General features: G+C 48.4%; 17 protein-coding genes, 1 tRNA gene and 1 pseudogene. 11 read left to right on the forward strand and 8 right to left on the reverse strand.

Going from position 1 to position 19,219, the window contains the following annotated elements:
• The 10 genes and pseudogenes from METH5_RS15825 to cheZ form a co-directional block, all read left to right on the forward strand.
• Positions 1-355 (forward strand): annotated as a pseudogene (locus METH5_RS15825) (chemotaxis protein); the annotation flags it as partial.
• Between the two features lie 206 nt (positions 356-561).
• On the forward strand, positions 562-786 hold the full coding sequence (locus tag METH5_RS0113205) for a hypothetical protein (protein WP_029148952.1): 225 nt from the start codon (positions 562-564) through the stop codon (positions 784-786).
• 210 nt (positions 787-996) lie between these two features.
• A complete protein-coding gene (locus METH5_RS0113210) occupies positions 997-3,708 on the forward strand; it encodes a methyl-accepting chemotaxis protein (protein ID WP_029148953.1) in 2,712 nt (903 codons plus the stop codon).
• Positions 3,709-4,049: 341 nt separating this feature from the next.
• Positions 4,050-6,617, forward strand: coding sequence for a methyl-accepting chemotaxis protein (locus METH5_RS0113215; protein WP_029148954.1), 2,568 nt, complete (start codon positions 4,050-4,052; stop codon positions 6,615-6,617).
• A gap of 52 nt (positions 6,618-6,669) precedes the next feature.
• Positions 6,670-7,377 (forward strand): formaldehyde-activating enzyme, encoded by a 708-nt coding sequence (gene fae / locus METH5_RS0113220; RefSeq protein ID WP_029148955.1) that lies wholly within the window; start codon positions 6,670-6,672, stop codon positions 7,375-7,377.
• Positions 7,378-7,421: 44 nt separating this feature from the next.
• A complete protein-coding gene (locus tag METH5_RS0113225; RefSeq protein ID WP_029148956.1) occupies positions 7,422-8,321 on the forward strand; it encodes a CheR family methyltransferase in 900 nt (299 codons plus the stop codon).
• Positions 8,318-8,926, forward strand: a complete 609-nt coding sequence (gene cheD / locus METH5_RS0113230) for a chemoreceptor glutamine deamidase CheD (RefSeq protein ID WP_029148957.1) — start codon at positions 8,318-8,320, stop codon at positions 8,924-8,926. The genes METH5_RS0113225 and cheD overlap by 4 nt, the downstream gene beginning before the upstream one ends.
• Before the next feature lie 27 nt (positions 8,927-8,953).
• Positions 8,954-10,024 carry a chemotaxis response regulator protein-glutamate methylesterase gene (locus METH5_RS0113235; RefSeq protein ID WP_029148958.1) on the forward strand — a complete coding sequence of 357 codons (1,071 nt, stop codon included), beginning with the start codon at positions 8,954-8,956 and terminating at the stop codon, positions 10,022-10,024.
• Between the two features lie 111 nt (positions 10,025-10,135).
• Positions 10,136-10,534 (forward strand): chemotaxis response regulator CheY, encoded by a 399-nt coding sequence (gene cheY, locus METH5_RS0113240; RefSeq protein ID WP_019882316.1) that lies wholly within the window; start codon positions 10,136-10,138, stop codon positions 10,532-10,534.
• 2 nt (positions 10,535-10,536) lie between these two features.
• Positions 10,537-11,217: a protein phosphatase CheZ gene (gene cheZ / locus METH5_RS0113245; RefSeq protein ID WP_029148959.1), complete on the forward strand. Its 681-nt coding sequence runs from the start codon at positions 10,537-10,539 to the stop codon at positions 11,215-11,217.
• A 304-nt stretch (positions 11,218-11,521) separates the two neighbouring features.
• Here cheZ and METH5_RS0113250 read toward each other — a convergent pair whose 3' ends face one another.
• Positions 11,522-11,902: a DUF779 domain-containing protein gene (locus tag METH5_RS0113250; RefSeq protein ID WP_029148960.1), complete on the reverse strand. Its 381-nt coding sequence runs from the start codon at positions 11,900-11,902 to the stop codon at positions 11,522-11,524.
• Positions 11,903-12,009: 107 nt separating this feature from the next.
• A complete protein-coding gene (locus tag METH5_RS0113255; protein ID WP_029148961.1) occupies positions 12,010-13,530 on the reverse strand; it encodes an aldehyde dehydrogenase family protein in 1,521 nt (506 codons plus the stop codon).
• Positions 13,531-13,852: 322 nt separating this feature from the next.
• Here METH5_RS0113255 and METH5_RS0113260 point away from each other — a divergent pair.
• A tRNA-Ser gene (locus tag METH5_RS0113260) sits at positions 13,853-13,942 on the forward strand.
• Between the two features lie 57 nt (positions 13,943-13,999).
• On the opposite strand, the gene METH5_RS0113265 is transcribed toward METH5_RS0113260, so the two are convergent.
• The 6 genes from METH5_RS0113265 to cmk all read right to left on the reverse strand — a co-directional run bounded on the left by METH5_RS0113265 (position 14,000) and on the right by cmk (position 19,148).
• Complete coding sequence (locus METH5_RS0113265; RefSeq protein ID WP_029148962.1) at positions 14,000-14,299, reverse strand: ComEA family DNA-binding protein; 300 nt, start codon at positions 14,297-14,299, stop codon at positions 14,000-14,002.
• 110 nt (positions 14,300-14,409) lie between these two features.
• Positions 14,410-15,105, reverse strand: coding sequence for an orotidine-5'-phosphate decarboxylase (gene pyrF / locus METH5_RS0113270; protein WP_029148963.1), 696 nt, complete (start codon positions 15,103-15,105; stop codon positions 14,410-14,412).
• A gap of 29 nt (positions 15,106-15,134) precedes the next feature.
• Positions 15,135-16,364 (reverse strand): lipopolysaccharide assembly protein LapB, encoded by a 1,230-nt coding sequence (gene lapB / locus METH5_RS0113275; RefSeq protein WP_029148964.1) that lies wholly within the window; start codon positions 16,362-16,364, stop codon positions 15,135-15,137.
• 130 nt (positions 16,365-16,494) lie between these two features.
• Entirely contained in the window at positions 16,495-16,782 is a 288-nt protein-coding gene (locus METH5_RS0113280) for an integration host factor subunit beta (protein ID WP_018985241.1), read from the reverse strand.
• 14 nt (positions 16,783-16,796) lie between these two features.
• A complete protein-coding gene (gene rpsA, locus METH5_RS0113285) occupies positions 16,797-18,263 on the reverse strand; it encodes a 30S ribosomal protein S1 (RefSeq protein ID WP_029148965.1) in 1,467 nt (488 codons plus the stop codon).
• 207 nt (positions 18,264-18,470) lie between these two features.
• The gene (gene cmk / locus METH5_RS0113290) at positions 18,471-19,148 is read right to left on the reverse strand and encodes a (d)CMP kinase (RefSeq protein ID WP_029148966.1); all 678 of its coding nucleotides are present in this window, start codon (positions 19,146-19,148) and stop codon (positions 18,471-18,473) included.
• Between the last annotated feature and the right edge of the window lie 71 nt (positions 19,149-19,219).

Genomic DNA, 19,219 nt, shown 5'->3' on the forward strand with positions numbered 1-19,219 from the left:
GGCAGTGACCAGCATGGATGAAACCACGCAACAGAACGCGGCCTTGGTTGAAGAAGCCGCGGCCGCAGCCGAGTCTCTGGTTGATCAGGCTAACCAACTGGCAGATGCGATCAGCCAGTTCAAACTTGAAGGCCGTGTGGGTGGATTCGCACACAGCAGCAAGGGTAGCCAGTCTAGCGGCTTTAAGGCCAGCAGCAGTGGCCATGCCTCACCATCGCCCGTCGCACGAGGGTTCTCTGATAGTGGCAGCTCGTCCGGTCGACCTGTGGCGGCCCCTAAACCGCATGTCACCCCCAGTGCGCCTAAGGTCACCGCCCGCACCGGCACCGATGACAGTGATTGGGAAGAGTTTTAAGTTACCCGGGTTTTAAGGCAAATCAGGGCTAAATTCAACACGCGCCCATACTTAAAAGCCGACTGCCAAAGCAGTCGGCTTTTTTATTGTAACTAAACTGTTAAAACGCCTTTTTACAGCTAAAGAAACGGCCACAAGCGTCGTAAAAGTAACTAAGTGGTAAACAATAACCACTGTTATTCCCTGTTAAATTATATGGAGACTTTATGAAAAAAACTTTGAACACAGCCCTGACTATCGTTGCGTTATCTGCCTTCTCGGCACCGATTTTTGCCGCTGAAGTATGTACCGTTTCGATGATGGGTCGCGTTTGTTATGAAGAAGGTAGTGCTGAACAGACGTCTTCACACATGAAAGGCAATGCTGTTGCTGAGGCTAATGCTGCCAAGAAGCCAGTAGATGTTGCCGACGCTTCAAAAGCGAAGAAGTAATCGACTTTTTTAGTCAGAAAATCCCCCTGATTTTAGGGGGATTTTTTACGATTTTTCATAGGGTAGTCCTCGGCATGATAGGTAATAACTTGAGCGAAAACAGAGCGGCTAAAAGCTTTTTTATTAAAGTTTAAGTTATAGATTTAATAACCGAAAATATAAGAAAGCTATAAAGGTTATAGAGATTAAATGGATTTAGGAGTCTAAACGATGAGTGTTGCTAAACGAATGTACATTCTGATTGCCGTCGCAGCTTTGGGATTATTCCTGCTGGCGGGAGTGAGTTATTTTCAAACAGACCGGGTGTTTAAATACACCAACTTTGCCAATGAAATGGCCGCCCCCAGTATTGAAATACTGGATGATACATTGGGTGAATTTGAAAAACTAAATAGCCTGATTTGGCAGCACATGCTAAATACAGACAATGTCAAAATGCAAGCCATTGAAAAAGAAGTCGCTGAAACACATGGCAAACTGATGGCTGCGTTAAAGCGCTATGACAACTTTATCAGCGATGCGCAAGACAAGCAGTTGCTGACCAAAGACTATGACGCGATCAAAGCTTACGATGTGTTAGGTAGCAATACATTGACACTGTCGCTTTCGAACAAAAAAACAGAGGCGAGAGATGCCTTGCTGGCTAACCAGGCCGTGATCGAAGGTGTGCAAGCAGCCATCCGCGAACATAGACTGTTTAACAATAAGTTGGCCAAAGATAGTGCCAGCCAGGCAGCGACAGTCAAGCAAAGCGCCATGTTTATGCTGATTGCGATTGCATTGGCTGCATTGGCCGTGGTGGTGTCGATTGGTATCTATATCAAGCGCAATATGTTCAAGCAATTGGGCATGGAGCCTGCTGAGTTAACGGTGATTGCCCGTAACTTTGTAGAAGGTAACTTGAACCAGAAAATCACCTTGCCTGAAGATGACAAGTCTAGTGTGGCTTACTCTATTCGTGTGCTGCAACGGACGCTGGATGGTCTGGTGCAATCACTCAACTACGTGAGCCAGCAACATGACGAAGGTGATATTGACTGCAACGTTGATCAAACACGCTTTAAGGGTGGTTACTCTGAAATGGCGGCAGGCATTAACAAGATGGTGGCTGGCCACATTGCCATGAACCGTAGCGCGATTGAAGTGGTAAAAGCGTTTGGTGAAGGTAACCTGGATGTGCCTTTGGAGCAGTTCCCGGGCAAAAAAGCGTTTGTAAATGAAGCGATTGAGCAAGTGCGTAGCAATATCAAACGCTTGGTGAATGATGCTGACGAACTGGCGCATGCGGCGATTGAAGGTAATTTAAGCACGCGTGCTGACGCGAGCAAGCACCAGGGTGATTTCCGTGCGATTGTTGAAGGCATGAACAGCACACTGGATGCGGTGGTAAAACCGTTGAATGTGACGTCAAGCTACCTGGACAACATTGCCAAAGGCATTATTCCTGCCAGTATTCAAGAGCAATACCAAGGGGATTACAGCCTGATCATTAACAACCTCAATACGTGTATTGCGGCGGTGAATGCTCTGGTGGCCGATGCCAATAAACTCGCCCTTGCCGCACAAGATGGACAGTTATCTACCCGTGCAGATATTAGTAAGCACAACGGTGACTTCCGTAAAGTAATCGAAGGTCTCAATGGCACGCTGGATGCCGTGGTCAAACCACTGACCGTGACTTCTGAGTATCTGGATAACATTGCCAGAGGCCATATTCCAGCCACGATTTCAGAACATTATCCAGGCGACTACAGCCAGATCATTACCAACCTGAACACCAGCATTGAAGCCGTCAACGCCTTGGTAGCAGACACCAGCATGCTGGCAGAAGCGTCTAAAGAAGGCCGCATTACCGTGCGTGCTGACGTGGATAAGCACAATGGTGATTTCCGCAAGATTATCGAAGGTGTGAACAACACGCTGGACATGATTGTAGAACCGATTATTGCAGTTTCTGAAGCAGTAGAAACCATCACCACCGCAGCGAATGAGATCTCCAGTGGTAACTCTGACCTGTCAGCCCGTACCGAGCAACAGGCCTCTAGCCTGGAGCAAACGGCAGCCAGCATGGAAGAGTTAGCCTCTACGGTGAAACAAAACGCCGAGAACGCCAAACAGGCCAATCAGCTTGCTTTAACTGCGTCAGGCGTCGCGGTTAAAGGCGGTGAAGTTGTGAACGAAGTCGTTGCCACCATGAGTGCGATCAACGAAAGTGCCAAAAAGATCGAAGACATCATCTCCGTGATTGACGGCATTGCGTTCCAGACTAATATTCTGGCCTTAAACGCCGCCGTAGAAGCAGCACGAGCAGGTGAGCAGGGCAGAGGCTTTGCGGTAGTGGCAGGTGAAGTGCGCAACCTGGCACAACGTTCAGCCAGTGCAGCCAAAGAGATCAAAGAACTGATCACTGACTCTGTGAACAAAACCACAGAAGGCACCAAACTGGTCGAAAACGCCGGTAACACCATGGAAGAAGTGGTTTCTTCAGTACAACGTGTGGCCGACATCATCAGTGAGATTTCAGCTGCCTCTACCGAGCAAACGACTGGTATTGATCAGGTGAACCAGGCAGTGACCAGCATGGATGAAACCACGCAACAGAACGCTGCGCTGGTTGAAGAAGCCGCGGCCGCAGCCGAGTCTCTGGTTGATCAGGCTAACCAGCTGGCAGATGCGATCAGCCAGTTCAAACTTGAAGGCCGTGTGGGTGGATTCGCACATAGCAGCAAGGGTAGCCAGTCTAGCGGCTTTAAAGCCAGCAGCAGTGGCCATGCCTCACCATCGCCCGTCGCACGAGGGTTCTCTGATAGTGGCAGTTCGTCCGGTCGACCTGTGGCGGCCCCTAAACCGCATGTTACCCCCAGTGCGCCTAAGGTCACCGCCCGCACCGGCACCGATGACAGTGATTGGGAAGAGTTTTAACGAGATTACGCGTTAACTTTAACACCAGATGTAAACAAGAAAACCGGCTGCTCACGCAGCCGGTTTTTTTATATCTATGCTCAAGTAATTGGCCTCTAGCCCAATTAAAACGGTTGGTTAGCCACGACAGAGATTCAAATTTCTTTAGGGTTGCAATTACAGCAAAAGAGCCGAGATTCCCCTTTTTACAGGCAATTCAATTAGTGCTTGAATGTTTAATAATCACCACTATAGGCCAAGCAACAAGATAAACAGGCCAGCAACCGGGATTTGGAATCAAATAAGGAGTGGCACACATGTCCTCACAACCGTTGAGTACATTGGCGGGAAGTTTTTCTCGCATGAAACTGAGATCGCAACTGAGCGTGATGCTAGCTGTGCTCGGTGCTGGCATTGTCACGACCAGCTATCTGGATAATCTGGGCGATCGCGAGTTAGCGATTCATGGCGCACATTATCAGCAAATCATGAATCATAAAGACCTGATTGCAGATGTATTACCGCCGCCTGAGTATTTGATCGAGTCCTGGCTCACCGTTCTTGAAATGGTGTCTTTAAACAACCAGCCATTGCAAACGCTGGTGGATAAAGGCAACACACTGAAAAAATCCTTTGAAGAGCGCCATGCTTACTGGCAAACACAATTGCCTGCCTCTGCCCTCAAAAGCAGCGTACTCGGCCCTTTGTTTGAGAGTGGCAATCAATTTTTTAATGTGCGCGACAATGAAGTGATTCCTGCGATCCGCAGTGGTGACAAAAAGCAAATTGACCATGCATTGGAAAGATTGCAGGCGGCTTATCAAAAGCATAGACTGGCCGTAGATGAAGTGGTCAAACTGGCCAGTGATGGTGCACTGAACATAGAGCAACAAACGCCAGTATTGATCAACCACAACGAGTGGGTGAATTATGGCCTGAATATTGGTTTGATTCTTTTCACCGTCGCTGTTGGCTCATTGTTGATTGCGTCTATCAGGCGTAATGTAGGCGGTGAAACATTTGAAGCGCTGGATGCGGCCAATGGGATTGCCAACGGTGATTTTAGTAGCAGCGCTGAGCTGCATGCCAACAGTGATGACAATGTGATTCACGCATTAAATCAGGCCAAAGCCACCTTGAGAACACTGGATCAGCAAATGACCTATGTCGTGGCTGAACATGCCAAAGGCAATATAAAGGCCATGATGGATGCTGACAAATTTAGCGGCGAGTATCGCAAAATGGCGCAGGACATCAATGGCATGCTTGCGATGCATGCAGATATTCTGCATAAGACCAGCCAGTCCATGCGTTTACTGGGCGAGGGTAACTTTAGCGTTCAGCTAGAGACCTTGCCAGGCGATTTGAGTGCCTTGAATGTGAGCTTTGACAGCTTGAAAAATAACGTCAAAACACTGATTTCTGATATGGCTAAAGTGTCTACTGCACATGCGCAAGGTGAGATTGATGCCTTGCTGGATATTAGCCAGTTTGATGGCGACTTTAAAGCAGTGGCACAAGGCGTTAACCATATGGTGCAAGCCTATGTGAGCGATACCGAAAAGTTTATTGCAGTCATGGACAATATTGGTCGTGGCGACTTGAGCGTACAGCTCGAAGCCATGCCTGGCCAAAAAGCTGCCATGAACAAGAGCGTAGAGCGTATTCGTGGCAATTTAAAAGGCATTGTTGACTCAGTTAACTGGGTTAATGCCGAGCATGAAAAAGGCAATATTGACATGACGTTGCGTGCCGATATGTTTAAAGGTCAGTTCTCGGTTCTCGCCGCCAGTATCAATCAGATTGTGGCCGGGCATGTGGAGCTTAACCAAAAAGCCATGGCCTGTGTGCAAGCGTTTGGTGATGGCAATTTTGATGCGCCACTGGAACAGTTTCCTGGCCAAAAAGCGCAAATTAATCAAACCATTGAGCAAGTGCGCAGCAACTTGAAAGCGTTGAATGCCGATGCGCAAATGCTGGCAGAAGCTGCCCGTGAAGGCCGCGTGACTGTGCGGGCCAATGCCGCGCAGCATCCTGGCGATTACCGCAAGATTGTGGAGGGCATGAATCAGACGCTGGATATGATCGTTGAGCCGGTGTTGACCGTAAAAACGGCCGCCGAGTCGATCAATATCGCTGCTAAAGAAATTGCGCAAGGCAATGCAGACTTGAGTCGCCGTACCGAAGATCAGGCGGCCAACCTTGAGAAAACAGCATCCAGCATGGATGAACTGGCGTCTACCGTCAAACAGAATGCTGACAATGCCAAACAGGCCAACCACCTGGCGGCACAAGCCTCAGAGGTCGCCGTTAAAGGCGGTGAAGTGGTCAATGCGGTGGTCAGCACTATGAGTGATATTAACGAAAGCGCACACAAGATTGAAGACATTATTTCTGTCATCGACAGCATCGCTTTCCAGACTAATATTCTGGCGCTGAATGCTGCGGTTGAGGCTGCACGTGCCGGTGAGCAAGGGCGTGGCTTTGCTGTGGTCGCCAACGAAGTGGGTAATTTGGCCCAACGTTCGTCAGTGGCAGCACGCGAAATTAAAGAGTTGATTAATGACTCCGTTAACAAAACCGCAGAGGGTAGTCGTCAGGTGGAAGAAGCAGGCAACACCATGCATGAGATCGTAGACTCGGTCAAACGCGTCAGCGTCATTATCGGTGAGATTGCCTCGGCCTCTAATGAGCAAAGCGCAGGCATTGCCCTGGTGAATGATGCTGTGATCCGCATGGATGATGTGACTCAGCAGAATACTGCATTGGTAGAGCAAGCGGCCGCGGCGGCAGAGTCTCTGATGGATCATGCCAATGAATTGGCAACGGCGGTGAGTGTATTTATTGTGGATGGACCAGCAAAAGTGTCCGGTCACAAAGTGGGAAATGCAGGCTGGAACGAACAATATCGTCAGGTCAGCAACGGTTAGGGCGGTCTCTATCGCCCTTTAATAAGTAGTAACTTTAATCAGGAGTAAAAAAATGGCTGTGATTGATCGAGTGTTAATTGGTGAAGGTTTGGTTATTGAAGATCGCCCAGAGGGTGGCCTGGATTTGAAAAATGTGGCCCATATTGATTTAATTTTAGGCCCACGCGGTAGCGCTGCAGAAGACGCATTTTGTCGTACGCTCACCGACCAAAAACAAGGGGTAAACGGTTTATTGGCGATTGCAGCGCCAAACATGATGGTAAAACCAAACACAGTGATGTTTAACAAAGTGACTATTAAAGATGGTCGTCAGGCAACACAAATGTTTGGCCCGGCACAACGTGGCGTAGCCATGGCTGTGATGGATTGCGTGGCTGATGGCACGATTCCGTTGGAAGAAGCGGATGACATCTTTATTTGCGTAGGCGTGTTTATCGATAGCAAAGCCGACATGGATGACCGTATCCAGGACTGGAACTACCGCGCGACAAAAATCGCATTGAAAGCCGCGATCAACCGCGAGCCTAAAGCTGCTGATGTCGTTAAACAATACAAAGAAGCGTTGCACCCGTTTGCCGCACAAACACCAGAAGCACAAAACCGTCGTGCGGATGACCAGGCTGCTGCATTGGCAATCACTCAAATGAAAGAGCGTAGCCAGTTTGCACGCACCAGTGCTGAAACTAAAGCAAAAGAAGACAAGCAGGTTGAATTGGCGATTGCACAAATGAAAGATCGCATCGATACCACAAAGGCTTAATTTCCAGGCAATGTTAACCCAACGGATTTGCATAGGATAACGAAGTGAGTGCATTGAAAAAACAAGAACAGGAAGAGCGCGAGTTTTTGTTTACGCGCGATGATTTCGTCAGAATTAAAAGCCTGATTTATCGCCATGCAGGCATTTCATTATCCGATGCAAAGACCGATATGGTGTACAGCCGTATTGGTCGGCGTTTGCGCGCACTGGATATCCTCAGCTTCAAACAATATCTGGACACGTTGGAAAAACACAACAATGCAGATGAGTGGCAGGCATTTACCAATGCGCTGACCACGAATCTGACCTCATTTTTTCGGGAAGAGCATCACTTTCCGATATTAGCAGACCATTTGAGCAAGCTTGCTGCACGCAAGCCTGCCAAACCGATACGCATCTGGTGTTCTGCCGCGTCGACCGGGGAAGAGCCCTATTCGATTGCGATCACCGCCTGCGAAGCGTTTAATACACTCAAACCGCCGGTTGAAATTATTGCCACCGACATTGATACCAATGTGCTGGCGACGGCTGCGGCTGGGGTTTACCCGCTGGACCGTATCAAAAAAATGGACGATGCCAGAGTGCGCAAGTTTTTTGAAAAAGGCACTGGCAAAAACGATGGGCTCGTGCGCATGAAAAAAGCATTACGCGAGTTGATTCATTTTCATCAGCTTAATTTGCTGGATGGACAATGGCCATTTAACGATGGCTTTGACGTGATCTTTTGTCGCAATGTTATGATTTACTTTGACAAGCCGACACAAGGCAAAATTATTGATAAATTCGTCACCTTAATGCATGAAGACAGCTTGTTGCTGGCTGGTCACTCGGAAAACTTTTTATATGTGTCTGATCACCTGCAACTGCTAGGAAAAACCGTCTATAAATTAAAAACCAGTGGCGCGGCACGTTCCAGCCTGTTTACGCATCGGAAATCGACATGAGTGTCATGCAAGAAGAAATTTCAAACACCCTGTATTTTGACAGAACGTTTAATTGTAACGCTGCCAAAATTTCACCAGGGGAGTATTACTACACCGACAAAGACATGTTGATTGTCACTGTGCTGGGGTCGTGCGTGTCTGCCTGTATTCGCGACAGCCGTACCGGTATTGGTGGCATGAACCATTTCATGTTACCCGAAGGTGGCAGCGCAGATAAAGACAGTCCGGTTTCGGAATCTATGCGCTATGGCACCTATGCCATGGAGGTGCTGATTAACCAGTTATTGCGCAATGGCGCCAAACGTGAAAATCTGGAGGCCAAAATTTTTGGCGGCGGTAATGTCTTGCGCAGTTTTACCACCAATAACGTGGGCGACCGCAATGCGATTTTCGTTAAAAAATACCTGAAGGAAGAGGGCATTAAAGTGACCGGCGAAGACTTGCTGGACATTTACCCGCGCAAGGTCTATTTTTTTCCAAAAACAGGCAAAGTATTGGTTAAAAAACTGAAACAACTGAACAACTACACATTGGTTAAACGCGAACAAGCTTACTCAAGCAAATTGCAGACAAGCGATGTGGGTGGGGATATTGATTTGTTTTAAATAATAATTAAAAAAAGAGGACATGCCATGAAAACAAAAGTACTTGTCATTGATGATTCTGCGTTGATACGCAGCCTGCTAAGCGAGATTATCAATGACACTAAAGATCTGGAAGTGGTGGGGACCGCGCCGGATCCGCTGGTTGCGCGAGAAATGATCAAGCAATTGAACCCGGATGTGCTGACGCTGGACGTGGAAATGCCACGTATGGATGGTCTGGATTTTCTGGAAAAACTCATGCGCTTGCGCCCGATGCCGGTGCTGATGGTGTCTACCCTGACTGAAAAAGGCTCGGAAATTACATTGCGTGCGCTGGAGCTAGGCGCGACAGATTTTGTGACCAAGCCTAAAATGGGCATTGCGCAGGGCATGCAACAGTATGCTGATGAAATCACCGATAAAATCCGCACCGCTTCACGCGCCAAAGTGAGTACTTTGCAAAGTATTGCCAAGGCGTCTAATACGCAGGTGCAGCAAAATGCCATTCGTAACCCGCTCATCAGTAGTGAAAAATTATTGATTATTGGCGCGTCTACTGGCGGCACCGAGGCGATTAAATCGGTGTTGATGCAAATGCCGTCAGATTGCCCGGGCATTTTGATTACCCAGCATATGCCAGCCGGCTTCACCAAGTCTTTTGCCGAGCGCTTAAACACGCTGTGCAAGATTTCTGTGAAAGAGGCGGTGGACGGCGAGCGTGTACTGCCAGGCCATGCCTATATTGCACCAGGTGACAAACACCTGTTGCTAGGCAGGAGTGGCGCGAACTATGTGACCAAGTTATCAGACAGTGAGCCGGTGAATAGACATAAGCCTTCAGTCGATGTATTGTTTGATTCTGCGGCCATCAATGCAGGTAAAAACGCGGTTGGGATTATCCTCACCGGCATGGGCAAAGATGGTGCTGCTGGTATGCTGCGCATGAAAGAGGGCGGGTCGTACAACTTTTCTCAAAATGAAGAAAGCTGTGTTGTGTATGGCATGCCGCGCGAGGCTGTCGCGCATGGTGGCGTCCATGAGGTAGGGCATCTGAAAGACCTGCCGCGAATGGTGCTACATTATTTAGCTACTAATAGTGAACGTGCCCTGCGTGTGTAACGTAGTGGTGAACAAACAGACAAATCCCGGTTTTATTAACAATAGCATTGTGGGTCAGCTATTGGATAATCAAGACTACGGGATAGGTAACTAATGATAGTGGAGTAACAAATGGGCAACCCTAATACTAAATTTCTGGTGGTGGACGACTTTTCCACCATGCGTAGAATCGTACGTAACCTGCTCAAAGAGCTGGGGTATAACAATGTGGAAGAGGCCGAAGATGGCGCAGATGCATTGAACAAATTGCGTAATGGTGATTTTGAGTTTGTGGTTTCTGACTGGAATATGCCGAACATGGATGGTTTAACCATGTTGCAGAATATCCGCGCAGATAACAAATTGTCTAAGCTGCCGGTATTGATGGTCACGGCTGAGGCGAAGAAAGAAAACATCATTGCGGCGGCGCAAGCCAAAGCGAATGGCTATGTGGTGAAACCGTTTACGGCAGCCACCCTGGAAGAAAAATTATCCAAAATCTTTGAAAAATTGGAAAAAGGCGAGGTGTAACCATGACCGAAGCTGTCAATCCGAATCAGGACAATATTGTGGTGGACATAGCCTCTACCATCATGCAGGACCTGAGTGGAAACCAACAAGAAGAAATGATCAGCCGGATTGGCCACATGACACGCTCGTTGCACGACAACTTGAGTGGATTGGGCTACGACAAAGTGCTGGAGCAAGTGGCTCAGGAAATTCCGGATGCGCGTGACCGTTTGAGTTACGTAGCTAAAATGACAGAACAGGCCGCCGAGCGCGTATTAAATGCGACTGATCAGGCGACGCCACTGCAATCTGAGTTAGCTGACCGTGCCGGTGCGTTAAAGCAACGCTGGGAAGAGGTGATGCAGCGCGCATCACTCAAGTCAGAATATGATGCTGTGGTGCAAGAAACATTGGCTTATTTATCACTGGCCAACGAGCATACCACCACCACGAAGTCGTTGTTGATGGATATTATGATGGCGCAGGACTTTCAGGACTTAACCGGCCAGGTGATCAAAAAAGTCACCACTTTGGCCCAAGACCTGGAAAGACAATTAGTGCAGGTGCTGGTTGATTTTGCACCGCCCGTGAAAAAAGACGATGACTCATTGTTAAATGGCCCGCAAATTGATCCACATAACACGGTGGATGTGGTTGCCAACCAGGAGCAGGTCGATGACCTGTTGGACAGCCTGGGTTTTTAAGGGTGACCACCGGCCTGAAAAGGCATTCGTAATCGCCAAATAACAAAGCACCCTTGCGGGTGCTTTGTTATTTGGCGGAGAGAGCGGGATTGTGGCGTAGCCATCTTTCGGCACGCCTCAAGACCGCCTCCGTTGTCGGCGTCCAGCCTGCATTAACATGCCGGCTAGTCGAACCTGGCTTTGCGTTTTACCGGGTTCTCATCCCTCTCGCATAAAAAAAGCACCTCAAGGGTGCTTTTTTTAAATTTGGCGGAGAGAGAGGGATTCGAACCCTCAGTAAAAAATATCCTGGGATGCTTTTTCTTTATTGAAAGCCGATTCGCTGCTCTGGTTGCAGTTGTGCCAACTCATCATCAGAATACAAACGGCCACGCGTAATAAACGCCATACCACTCCCACAATCGAGTGAAAAAGAGCCGCTGGAACCAGGCATGGCATCCAGAATGGTATGCGTACTGTGCATAAAGCTAAAATGGCTGTCGCTCATATAAAAAATCGCGCCATCAGGCAACTCTCCCAGCTTCACATCGGCTGGGCTGGGCTTAAACTCTACCGCTGGCAGGCACATAGGGCCACTGCCTTCGCAACAGCCACCAGACTGAAAAAAAACAATCGGGCCATGCTGCGCAGTCAATTGTGCGATGAGTGCTACCGCTGCTGGTGTTGCAGAAACGCGCTCTGTCATCATTGCTTCCCCCGTTGAAATATCTATATGTGATTATAGATAAAAAAAGGAGCGAAAAATTCGCCCCTTTTTCAAACCCTCGTACTTGTCAGGCGTTACTCGTTAAATTAGAAGAAGCCTAATTTTTTCGGACTATAGCTGACCAGCATGTTTTTGGTTTGCTGGTAGTGATCCAGCATCATTTTGTGGGTTTCACGGCCAATGCCTGATTCTTTGTAACCACCAAAGGCTGCATGTGCCGGGTATGCATGGTAACAGTTGGTCCATACACGACCAGCCTTGATGCCACGGCCCATACGATAAGCGCGGCTGCCGTCACGGGTCCATACGCCTGAGCCTAGGCCAAAGATTGTGTCGTTGGCAATGCTTAATGCTTCTGCTTCGTCTTTAAATGTGGTCACTGCCAACACTGGCCCAAAAATTTCTTCCTGGAAGATACGCATTTTGTTGTGGCCTTTGAACAGCGTAGGCTTGATGTAGTAGCCTTCTGCCAGATCACCGCCCAGAATGTTACGCTCACCGCCGCACAGTTGTTGTGCGCCCTCTTGGCGACCAATGTCCATATAAGACAAAATCTTGTTTACCTGGTCTTCAGAGGCTTGCGCACCGATCATGGTATTAGGGTCCAGCGGATTGCCCTGTTTGATCGCAGCCACACGTGGCAACACGCGCTCCATAAACTTGTCGTAAATCGATTCTTGAATCAAGGCACGGGAAGGGCAGGTACAGACTTCACCCTGGTTAAAGGCAAACAACACCAGGCCTTCAACGGCTTTATCTAAAAAGTCATCGTCAGCGTCCATAATGTCTTCAAAGAAAACGTTAGGCGATTTACCGCCCAACTCTAGCGTTGCCGGAATCAGGTTGCTGGCAGCCGCTTGTGCAATATAACGGCCAGTGGCGGTTGAGCCGGTAAAGGCGATCTTGGCGATACGTTTGCTGGTAGACAGTGGGGCGCCCACTTCACGGCCAAAGCCATTAACGATGTTGATCACACCTGGTGGCAACAAATCAGCAATGACTTCCATCAAAATCAACAGGCTGATAGGGGTGAACTCAGCTGGTTTCATCACCACAGCGTTACCCGCTGCGACGGCTGGCGCCAGTTTCCAGGCGGCCATCAGAATAGGGAAGTTCCATGGAATAATCTGGCCGACAACACCAAGCGGCTCGTGGAAATGATACGCCACGGTATTTTCGTCTAGCTCACTGATGCTGCCTTCTTGCGCACGCAAAGCTCCGGCAAAATAGCGGAAATGATCGGCGGCCAACGGAATATCTGCATTCAGAGTTTCGCGGATCGGTTTACCGTTATCAACGGTTTCAGCGGTGGCGATCAACTCTAGGTTTTGCTCAATACGATCAGCAATTTTCAGTAACAGGTTGGAACGCTCAACGACCGACGTTTTGCCCCATTTATCTGCAATTGCATGGGCAGCGTCCAAAGCCAGCTCGACATCTTCAGCGCTGGAACGCGCCGCTTGGGTATATGGCTTACCGGTAATTGGTGAAATCACATCGAAATACTGACCTTTAACCGGCGCGACCCATTTACCACCGATAAAGTTGTCATATTTAGCTTTGTAGGGGACTGTTACGCCCATCGCCTTAAGAAGATCCAAACTCATAGTTACTCCTGTATTTTTTCTATTAATGTTGTAGCAGAACTGCTCTCCAAACCGCTTACATCAAACCGCAATTAACTATCGCGATAAACATAGCTTAACACCTTATTTTACAAGGCTTTGGCGTCTGTTTGTGTGCTAAACATTAAACCTTCATGCTGACAAAAGCAAGCCTTTTAAGATAACTTTTTGATGATTTATAAGAGTACTCAGTGGTGTTATAGAGTGCGTTTTTAGTCCCTGTTTTGACCTGTTTATGCCTGAAAAAATCCATTAAATTATTTGGCGGCAACAAGTTTTATGGGCTATAATCGCGCCTTCTTTCGGAGAGATGGATGAGCGGTTTAAGTCACCACCCTGGAAAGGTGGCATAGGGGTAACTCTATCGAGGGTTCGAATCCCTCTCTCTCCGCCAGCTATAAAAAAGCACCCATTGGGTGCTTTTTTGTTTTTAAGACTTAGGGCTGCATTACTATTTCTTTTTATCTACTTTGATCGTTTCGGTGGGCAGTGGTTTTTTACCGCTGATACTGACATCTTTTTTGAGGTTGGCTAGTGTTGCCTGACCAATCCCAGGTACTTGATCCAGCTCATCGACCGATTTAAAGCCGCCGCTCTTTTTTCGGTAGTCAATGATGGCTTGTGCTTTTGAGGGGCCAATGCCATTAAGGCTCTCTAATTCGGCCTGACTGGCCGTATTGATATCGACCACAGCATAGGCGGCTGGTAACAGAATAAAATACATCAAATAAGCGAATAGTGTTTGCTTCATATATCCTCCGTATCGTCTAAAAATAAAAAACAGGCTTGGTTGGCCTGTTTTTATTTTACTGGTCAGCGATGCATGTAAATGCACGCAGCCCCACAAATGGTTAATTATTGTTAAATATTTTTAATTATCGCGTTTAATGCAACAAACGGATCGCTGGCTTGGGTGATTGGTCTGCCAATCACCAGGTAATGTGCCCCCAGGGCTAATGCATCTTCTGGCGTGACAATTCTGGTTTGATCATCCTGGCTGGCATCGTGTGGGCGTATGCCAGGCGTGACCAGGCAAAACTCAGCGCCTAATGCATGTTTAAGCACCTGTGCTTCTTGCGCCGAGCAAACAACGCCATTCAGGCCTGCTTGTTTGGTCATGCTAGCCAGCGCTAATACATGCTCGGCTAATGGGCGCTGTATACCGAGGCTATGCAAGGTCGCTTCATCCATACTGGTCAATACTGTGACTGCGATCAGCAGCGGGGCGTTATTGCCAAAGGCCTTGTCCAGGCCTTCGCGTGCCGCTTGCATCATCGGCAAGCCGCCACTGGCATGTACATTCAACATCCAGACGCCGAGGTTGGCCGCTGCCTGGCAGGCTTTGGACACGGTGTTAGGAATGTCGTGAAATTTTAAATCCAGAAATACATCATATTCGCGTTTTACCAGCGACTCTACAAAAGCGGGGCCAGCCGCCGTGAATAATTCTTTACCAACTTTCAGTTTGCAGAGTGTCGGGTCCAGGCGGTCGACCAAGGCGGTGGCAGATGCAGCATCTGCGTAGTCCAGCGCGACAATAATTTTGCTATCAGTCATAGGGGGATTTGAGCTTTGGTTAATAAAGGCTACTTGCGTTTGAGTAGCTTGATGTCTCTAATGGTGGCTTCAGTCGGCTCTGGCGGCAAAGACTCCCAAGCATTACAGGCCGGGCATTGCCAATGATACTGCTTGGCACGAAAGCCGCACTGGTCACAATAATAAGCCGCACGGTCGCCAATGGCATTACGCACGGTTTGCTGCATCAGTTGCAAGTCATGCTGTTCATCATCCAACATGGCACGCGCTTGCAGTAATTGGTCTAATGACTTCAGGCTGGGTTTACGAATCAGCTCATTACGCGCCAGTTTGGCCGCTTTGTCAGCGCCTTCGGCTTGCAATGTGGCTTCATAAAGCACGGACATCATGCTGCTGATCTGATAGGTTTCGAGATACTGATGTAGCTGACTTAAACCCTCACTCATGCCTTTGCCTGCCTTGTGATTCTCGGTCTCAGTTTCGCCATAAAGCAGTGAATAGCTTTTGAGCATCTTTTGCGCAATCAGCCCCAGGTGCTCTGGTGCCTGCATTTCAATGCGCTTCCAAAAGGCGATTGCATCGGTGTGGTGGCCTTGCTGTGCCGCAATGTCGCCTAGTAAAACATTGGCGCGCACACAGTTTTTATTGGCATCCAGTGCTTGTTCAAGTTGTGTTTTAGCCTGCGCCCAATCCTGGCGAATCAGGGCATTAGCAGCCAGCTCGCAATAATATTGTGCGACTTCTTTGCGGTAAGAGATCCCAGAAGAGCGTTCTAACTCAATGGCAATGGCGATGGCTTGCGACCATTCACGCTCTTTGACGTAGATTTCAAGTAAGTGGCGCAAAGCCGCTTGTTCATAGCGTGTATGGCGCAACGTCTGAAAAATTTCTTCGGCACGGTCGTATAAGCCCGCTTTAAAGTAATCCTGTGCCAACTCGACCTTGATCGAGGTAGATTGTTGCTCAGTGAGTTCGTAGTTTTCGAGCAAATTCATGTGCAGGTGAATCGCGCGGTCAGTTTCGCCGGTGCGGCGGAACAAGCTACCCAGCACAAAGTGCAGTTCTAATGAGTCTTTATTCAGGTAAAGCGCTTCGCTAAAGGCATCGACGGCTTTGTGGTACTGGTCTGCAATCAATAGATTCAGACCTTTAAAATAGGTGGCTGGCAGAGACGTTGATTCAGCAATCAATTGCTTGATGTCAACACGGGCGGCAATCCAGCCCAGGGTAAAAAATAGCGGCAAAATCAATAGCCACCAATATTCAAATTCAACCAGCATAGGAGGTCTCTTTTCAGGTCAGGCTTTATTTTACCCAAGCAGTTGGCGATGCGCTACGAATAGCGTTCATCACAGGTAAAAAAAACGGTATCCGAAGATACCGTTTTTTGTTTACTACTTAATCAAAAAATTAAGATTCGATAGCGTCTACGCGGTCACGTAGTTCTTTACCCGCTTTAAAGTGTGGCACGTACTTAGCCGGCACCTGCACCTTGGTGCCGGTTTTCGGGTTACGTCCGAGCCGAGGCGGGCGGTAGTTAAGGCTAAAGCTGCCAAAACCGCGTATCTCGATACGCTCACCAGTCGCCAGGTTTTCCGTCATCGCATCCAGGATGGTTTTGACGGATAACTCGGCATCTTTCAGCACTAATTGCGGAAAACGCTGGGCAAGCAAGTCTATCAGTTCAGATCTTGTCATGATCTAAAGCCTTCTTATTTTTTGCTATCCAGTTTGGCTTTCAACAAAGCACCCAAGTTAGTGGTGCCTGCAGAAGCTTCGTCGATCATCACGTCGTCAGCTTTTGCTTTCTTGGCTTTTGGTTTGCCAGATTTGTCGTCACCAATTGGAGCACTGTTGCCACTAGGATCTTCGGTCAATTGTTTCACGCCCAGAGAAATACGCTCTTTCTCAACGTCAATGCCCAGAATAACGGCTTGCAGCTCGTCACCTTTCTTGAAGTTGCGAATGGCTTCTTCGCCAGATTGTGTCCATGACAGGTCAGACAAGTGTACCAAACCGTCAATGCCACCTGGCAAGCCGATAAATACACCAAAGTCAGTAATAGACTTGATCTGGCCAGATACTTTGTCGCCTTTAGCGTGCGTTGCAGCGAAATCATCCCATGGGTTTGGTTTGCACTGTTTCATACCCAGTGACAAACGACGACGATCTTCGTCGATTTCCAGAATCATGACTTCAACTTCGTCGCCCAGCTGAGCGATTTTGCCCGGGTGGATGTTCTTGTTGGTCCAGTCCATTTCAGACACGTGCACCAAACCCTCAATGCCCGGTTCTACTTCAACAAACGCGCCGTAGTCGGTCAGGTTAGACACTTTACCGAACAGGCGTGTGCTTACTGGGTAACGGCGGCTCAATGCAACCCATGGGTCGTCGCCCAATTGTTTGATGCCCAGAGAAACACGGTTTTTCTCTTGGTCGAATTTCAGAATCTTGGCTTCAACTTCTTCACCAACAGTCAGCACTTCAGACGGGTGCTTCACACGGCGCCATGCCAGGTCAGTGATGTGCAACAGGCCATCAATACCACCCAGATCCACGAACGCGCCGTAGTCAGTGATGTTTTTAACGATCCCTTTGATGACAGCACCTTCGGTCAGGCTGCCCAACAGTGCTTCACGGTCGGCACCCAGGGTGTCTTCCATCACTGCGCGGCGTGAAACCACGATGTTGTTACGCTTGCGGTCCAGTTTGATAACTTTGAAGTCCCACTCTTTGTTTTCGTAAGGAGTGGTGTCTTTAACTGGACGAATGTCTACCAGTGAACCTGGCAAGAATGCCATGATGCCGCTGACAGAAACGCGCAGACCGCCTTTAACACGGCTGCTGACAAAACCTTTGACCACGCGGCCTTCGTTCATGGCTTCTTCCAGATCCAGCCATGCTTGCATTTTCTTCGCTTTTTCGCGAGACAGTTGTGTAGAACCAAAACCATCTTCCAGTTTTTCGATCGCTACTTTAACGAAGTCGCCGACAGCAACTTCAAGCTCGCCTTGAGCATTTTTAAATTCGCTAGCGTTGATGACGCTTTCGGATTTCAGGCCAGCGTTAACGATGACGAAATCATTGTCTACAGATACTACTTCGGCGGTGATCACTTCACCTGCGCGCATTTCCTGGCGAGCCAGGCTTTCTTCGAAGAGGGCTGCAAAAGATTCCATGGAAGAGGATGTATTAGAAATAGAAGCCATTAAAAAATTGTCCAATTTTTACTCGCATGAATGACAGACATCGTTCAGCGAGCCATTGCTACGCAGGTGCGCAATCAATGGAAAAGGTTAAAAAATATTGCTCAAGCATGACTTGAGCAATCCGAATCCAAAACTATACACAAAAAAATTATAGAGTTCAATGACTTATGCGGTTTTTTATGCTGTTTGGCTGGCTTTTTTAAAGGCTTCGATAATGATGTTCACCGCCTGTTCGATATTCTTGTCGGTGGTATCGAGCAAAATGGCATCGGGCAGCTGTTTTAACGGCGCAGCGGCGCGCTGGCTATCGCGCAGGTCGCGTTGTTGTAAATCGTCCAGAATATGCGCATAACTGGCCGTTTCGCCGCGTTGCAGCAATTGCTCATAGCGGCGTTTAGCACGGGTTTCAACTGCGGCAGTCAGAAAAATCTTTAATCCGGCATCAGGAAAAATCACCGAGCCGATGTCACGGCCATCGCCCACCAAGCCAGGCGCTTGCCTGAAGTTTCTTTGGGTTTGCAGCAGCGCCGTGCGCACGGCAGGATGCACAGCTACTTCAGACGCACCTTTGCCCATTTGCTCGGTGCGGATATGGGCACTGACTTGCTCACCATTAAGATAGGCTTCGCCATGCTCGAATTTGATTACCATATGCGCTGCAATATCCGCCAGTGCGTTTGCATCTGACCACGAGACTTGCTGCTGGTAGGCGGCATAGGCGAGCAGCCGGTAAATGGCACCTGAATCCAGGTAGTGAAAGCCGAACTGTTTGGCAACACGTTCTGCAACACTGCCTTTACCGGAGGCAGACGGGCCGTCAATGGCAATCACAGGCGAAAGAATAATATTAGTCATAAATTTTGCTTATAGATCACTTTAAAACAATGAATTGGATTTTGTTTGTTGGGCTTTATATCATGGCTACA

The sequence above is a fragment of the Methylophilus sp. 5 genome (assembly GCF_000515275.1).
GTDB lineage: Bacteria > Pseudomonadota > Gammaproteobacteria > Burkholderiales > Methylophilaceae > Methylophilus.

Excerpts from the sequence above, each read along its gene's own strand:
- METH5_RS0113205 (WP_029148952.1), top strand. The coding sequence starts at position 562 with ATGAAAAAAACTTTGAACACAGCCCTGACTATCGTTGCGTTATCTGCC.
- METH5_RS0113210 (WP_029148953.1), top strand. The coding sequence starts at position 997 with ATGAGTGTTGCTAAACGAATGTACATTCTGATTGCCGTCGCAGCTTTG.
- METH5_RS0113215 (WP_029148954.1), top strand. The coding sequence starts at position 4,050 with ATGAAACTGAGATCGCAACTGAGCGTGATGCTAGCTGTGCTCGGTGCT.
- fae (WP_029148955.1), top strand. The coding sequence starts at position 6,670 with ATGGCTGTGATTGATCGAGTGTTAATTGGTGAAGGTTTGGTTATTGAA.
- cheD (WP_029148957.1), top strand. The coding sequence starts at position 8,318 with ATGAGTGTCATGCAAGAAGAAATTTCAAACACCCTGTATTTTGACAGA.
- METH5_RS0113235 (WP_029148958.1), top strand. The coding sequence starts at position 8,954 with ATGAAAACAAAAGTACTTGTCATTGATGATTCTGCGTTGATACGCAGC.
- cheY (WP_019882316.1), top strand. The coding sequence starts at position 10,136 with ATGGGCAACCCTAATACTAAATTTCTGGTGGTGGACGACTTTTCCACC.
- cheZ (WP_029148959.1), top strand. The coding sequence starts at position 10,537 with ATGACCGAAGCTGTCAATCCGAATCAGGACAATATTGTGGTGGACATA.
- METH5_RS0113250 (WP_029148960.1), bottom strand. The coding sequence starts at position 11,902 with ATGACAGAGCGCGTTTCTGCAACACCAGCAGCGGTAGCACTCATCGCA.
- METH5_RS0113255 (WP_029148961.1), bottom strand. The coding sequence starts at position 13,530 with ATGAGTTTGGATCTTCTTAAGGCGATGGGCGTAACAGTCCCCTACAAA.
- METH5_RS0113265 (WP_029148962.1), bottom strand. The coding sequence starts at position 14,299 with ATGAAGCAAACACTATTCGCTTATTTGATGTATTTTATTCTGTTACCA.
- pyrF (WP_029148963.1), bottom strand. The coding sequence starts at position 15,105 with ATGACTGATAGCAAAATTATTGTCGCGCTGGACTACGCAGATGCTGCA.
- lapB (WP_029148964.1), bottom strand. The coding sequence starts at position 16,364 with ATGCTGGTTGAATTTGAATATTGGTGGCTATTGATTTTGCCGCTATTT.
- METH5_RS0113280 (WP_018985241.1), bottom strand. The coding sequence starts at position 16,782 with ATGACAAGATCTGAACTGATAGACTTGCTTGCCCAGCGTTTTCCGCAA.
- rpsA (WP_029148965.1), bottom strand. The coding sequence starts at position 18,263 with ATGGAATCTTTTGCAGCCCTCTTCGAAGAAAGCCTGGCTCGCCAGGAA.
- cmk (WP_029148966.1), bottom strand. The coding sequence starts at position 19,148 with ATGACTAATATTATTCTTTCGCCTGTGATTGCCATTGACGGCCCGTCT.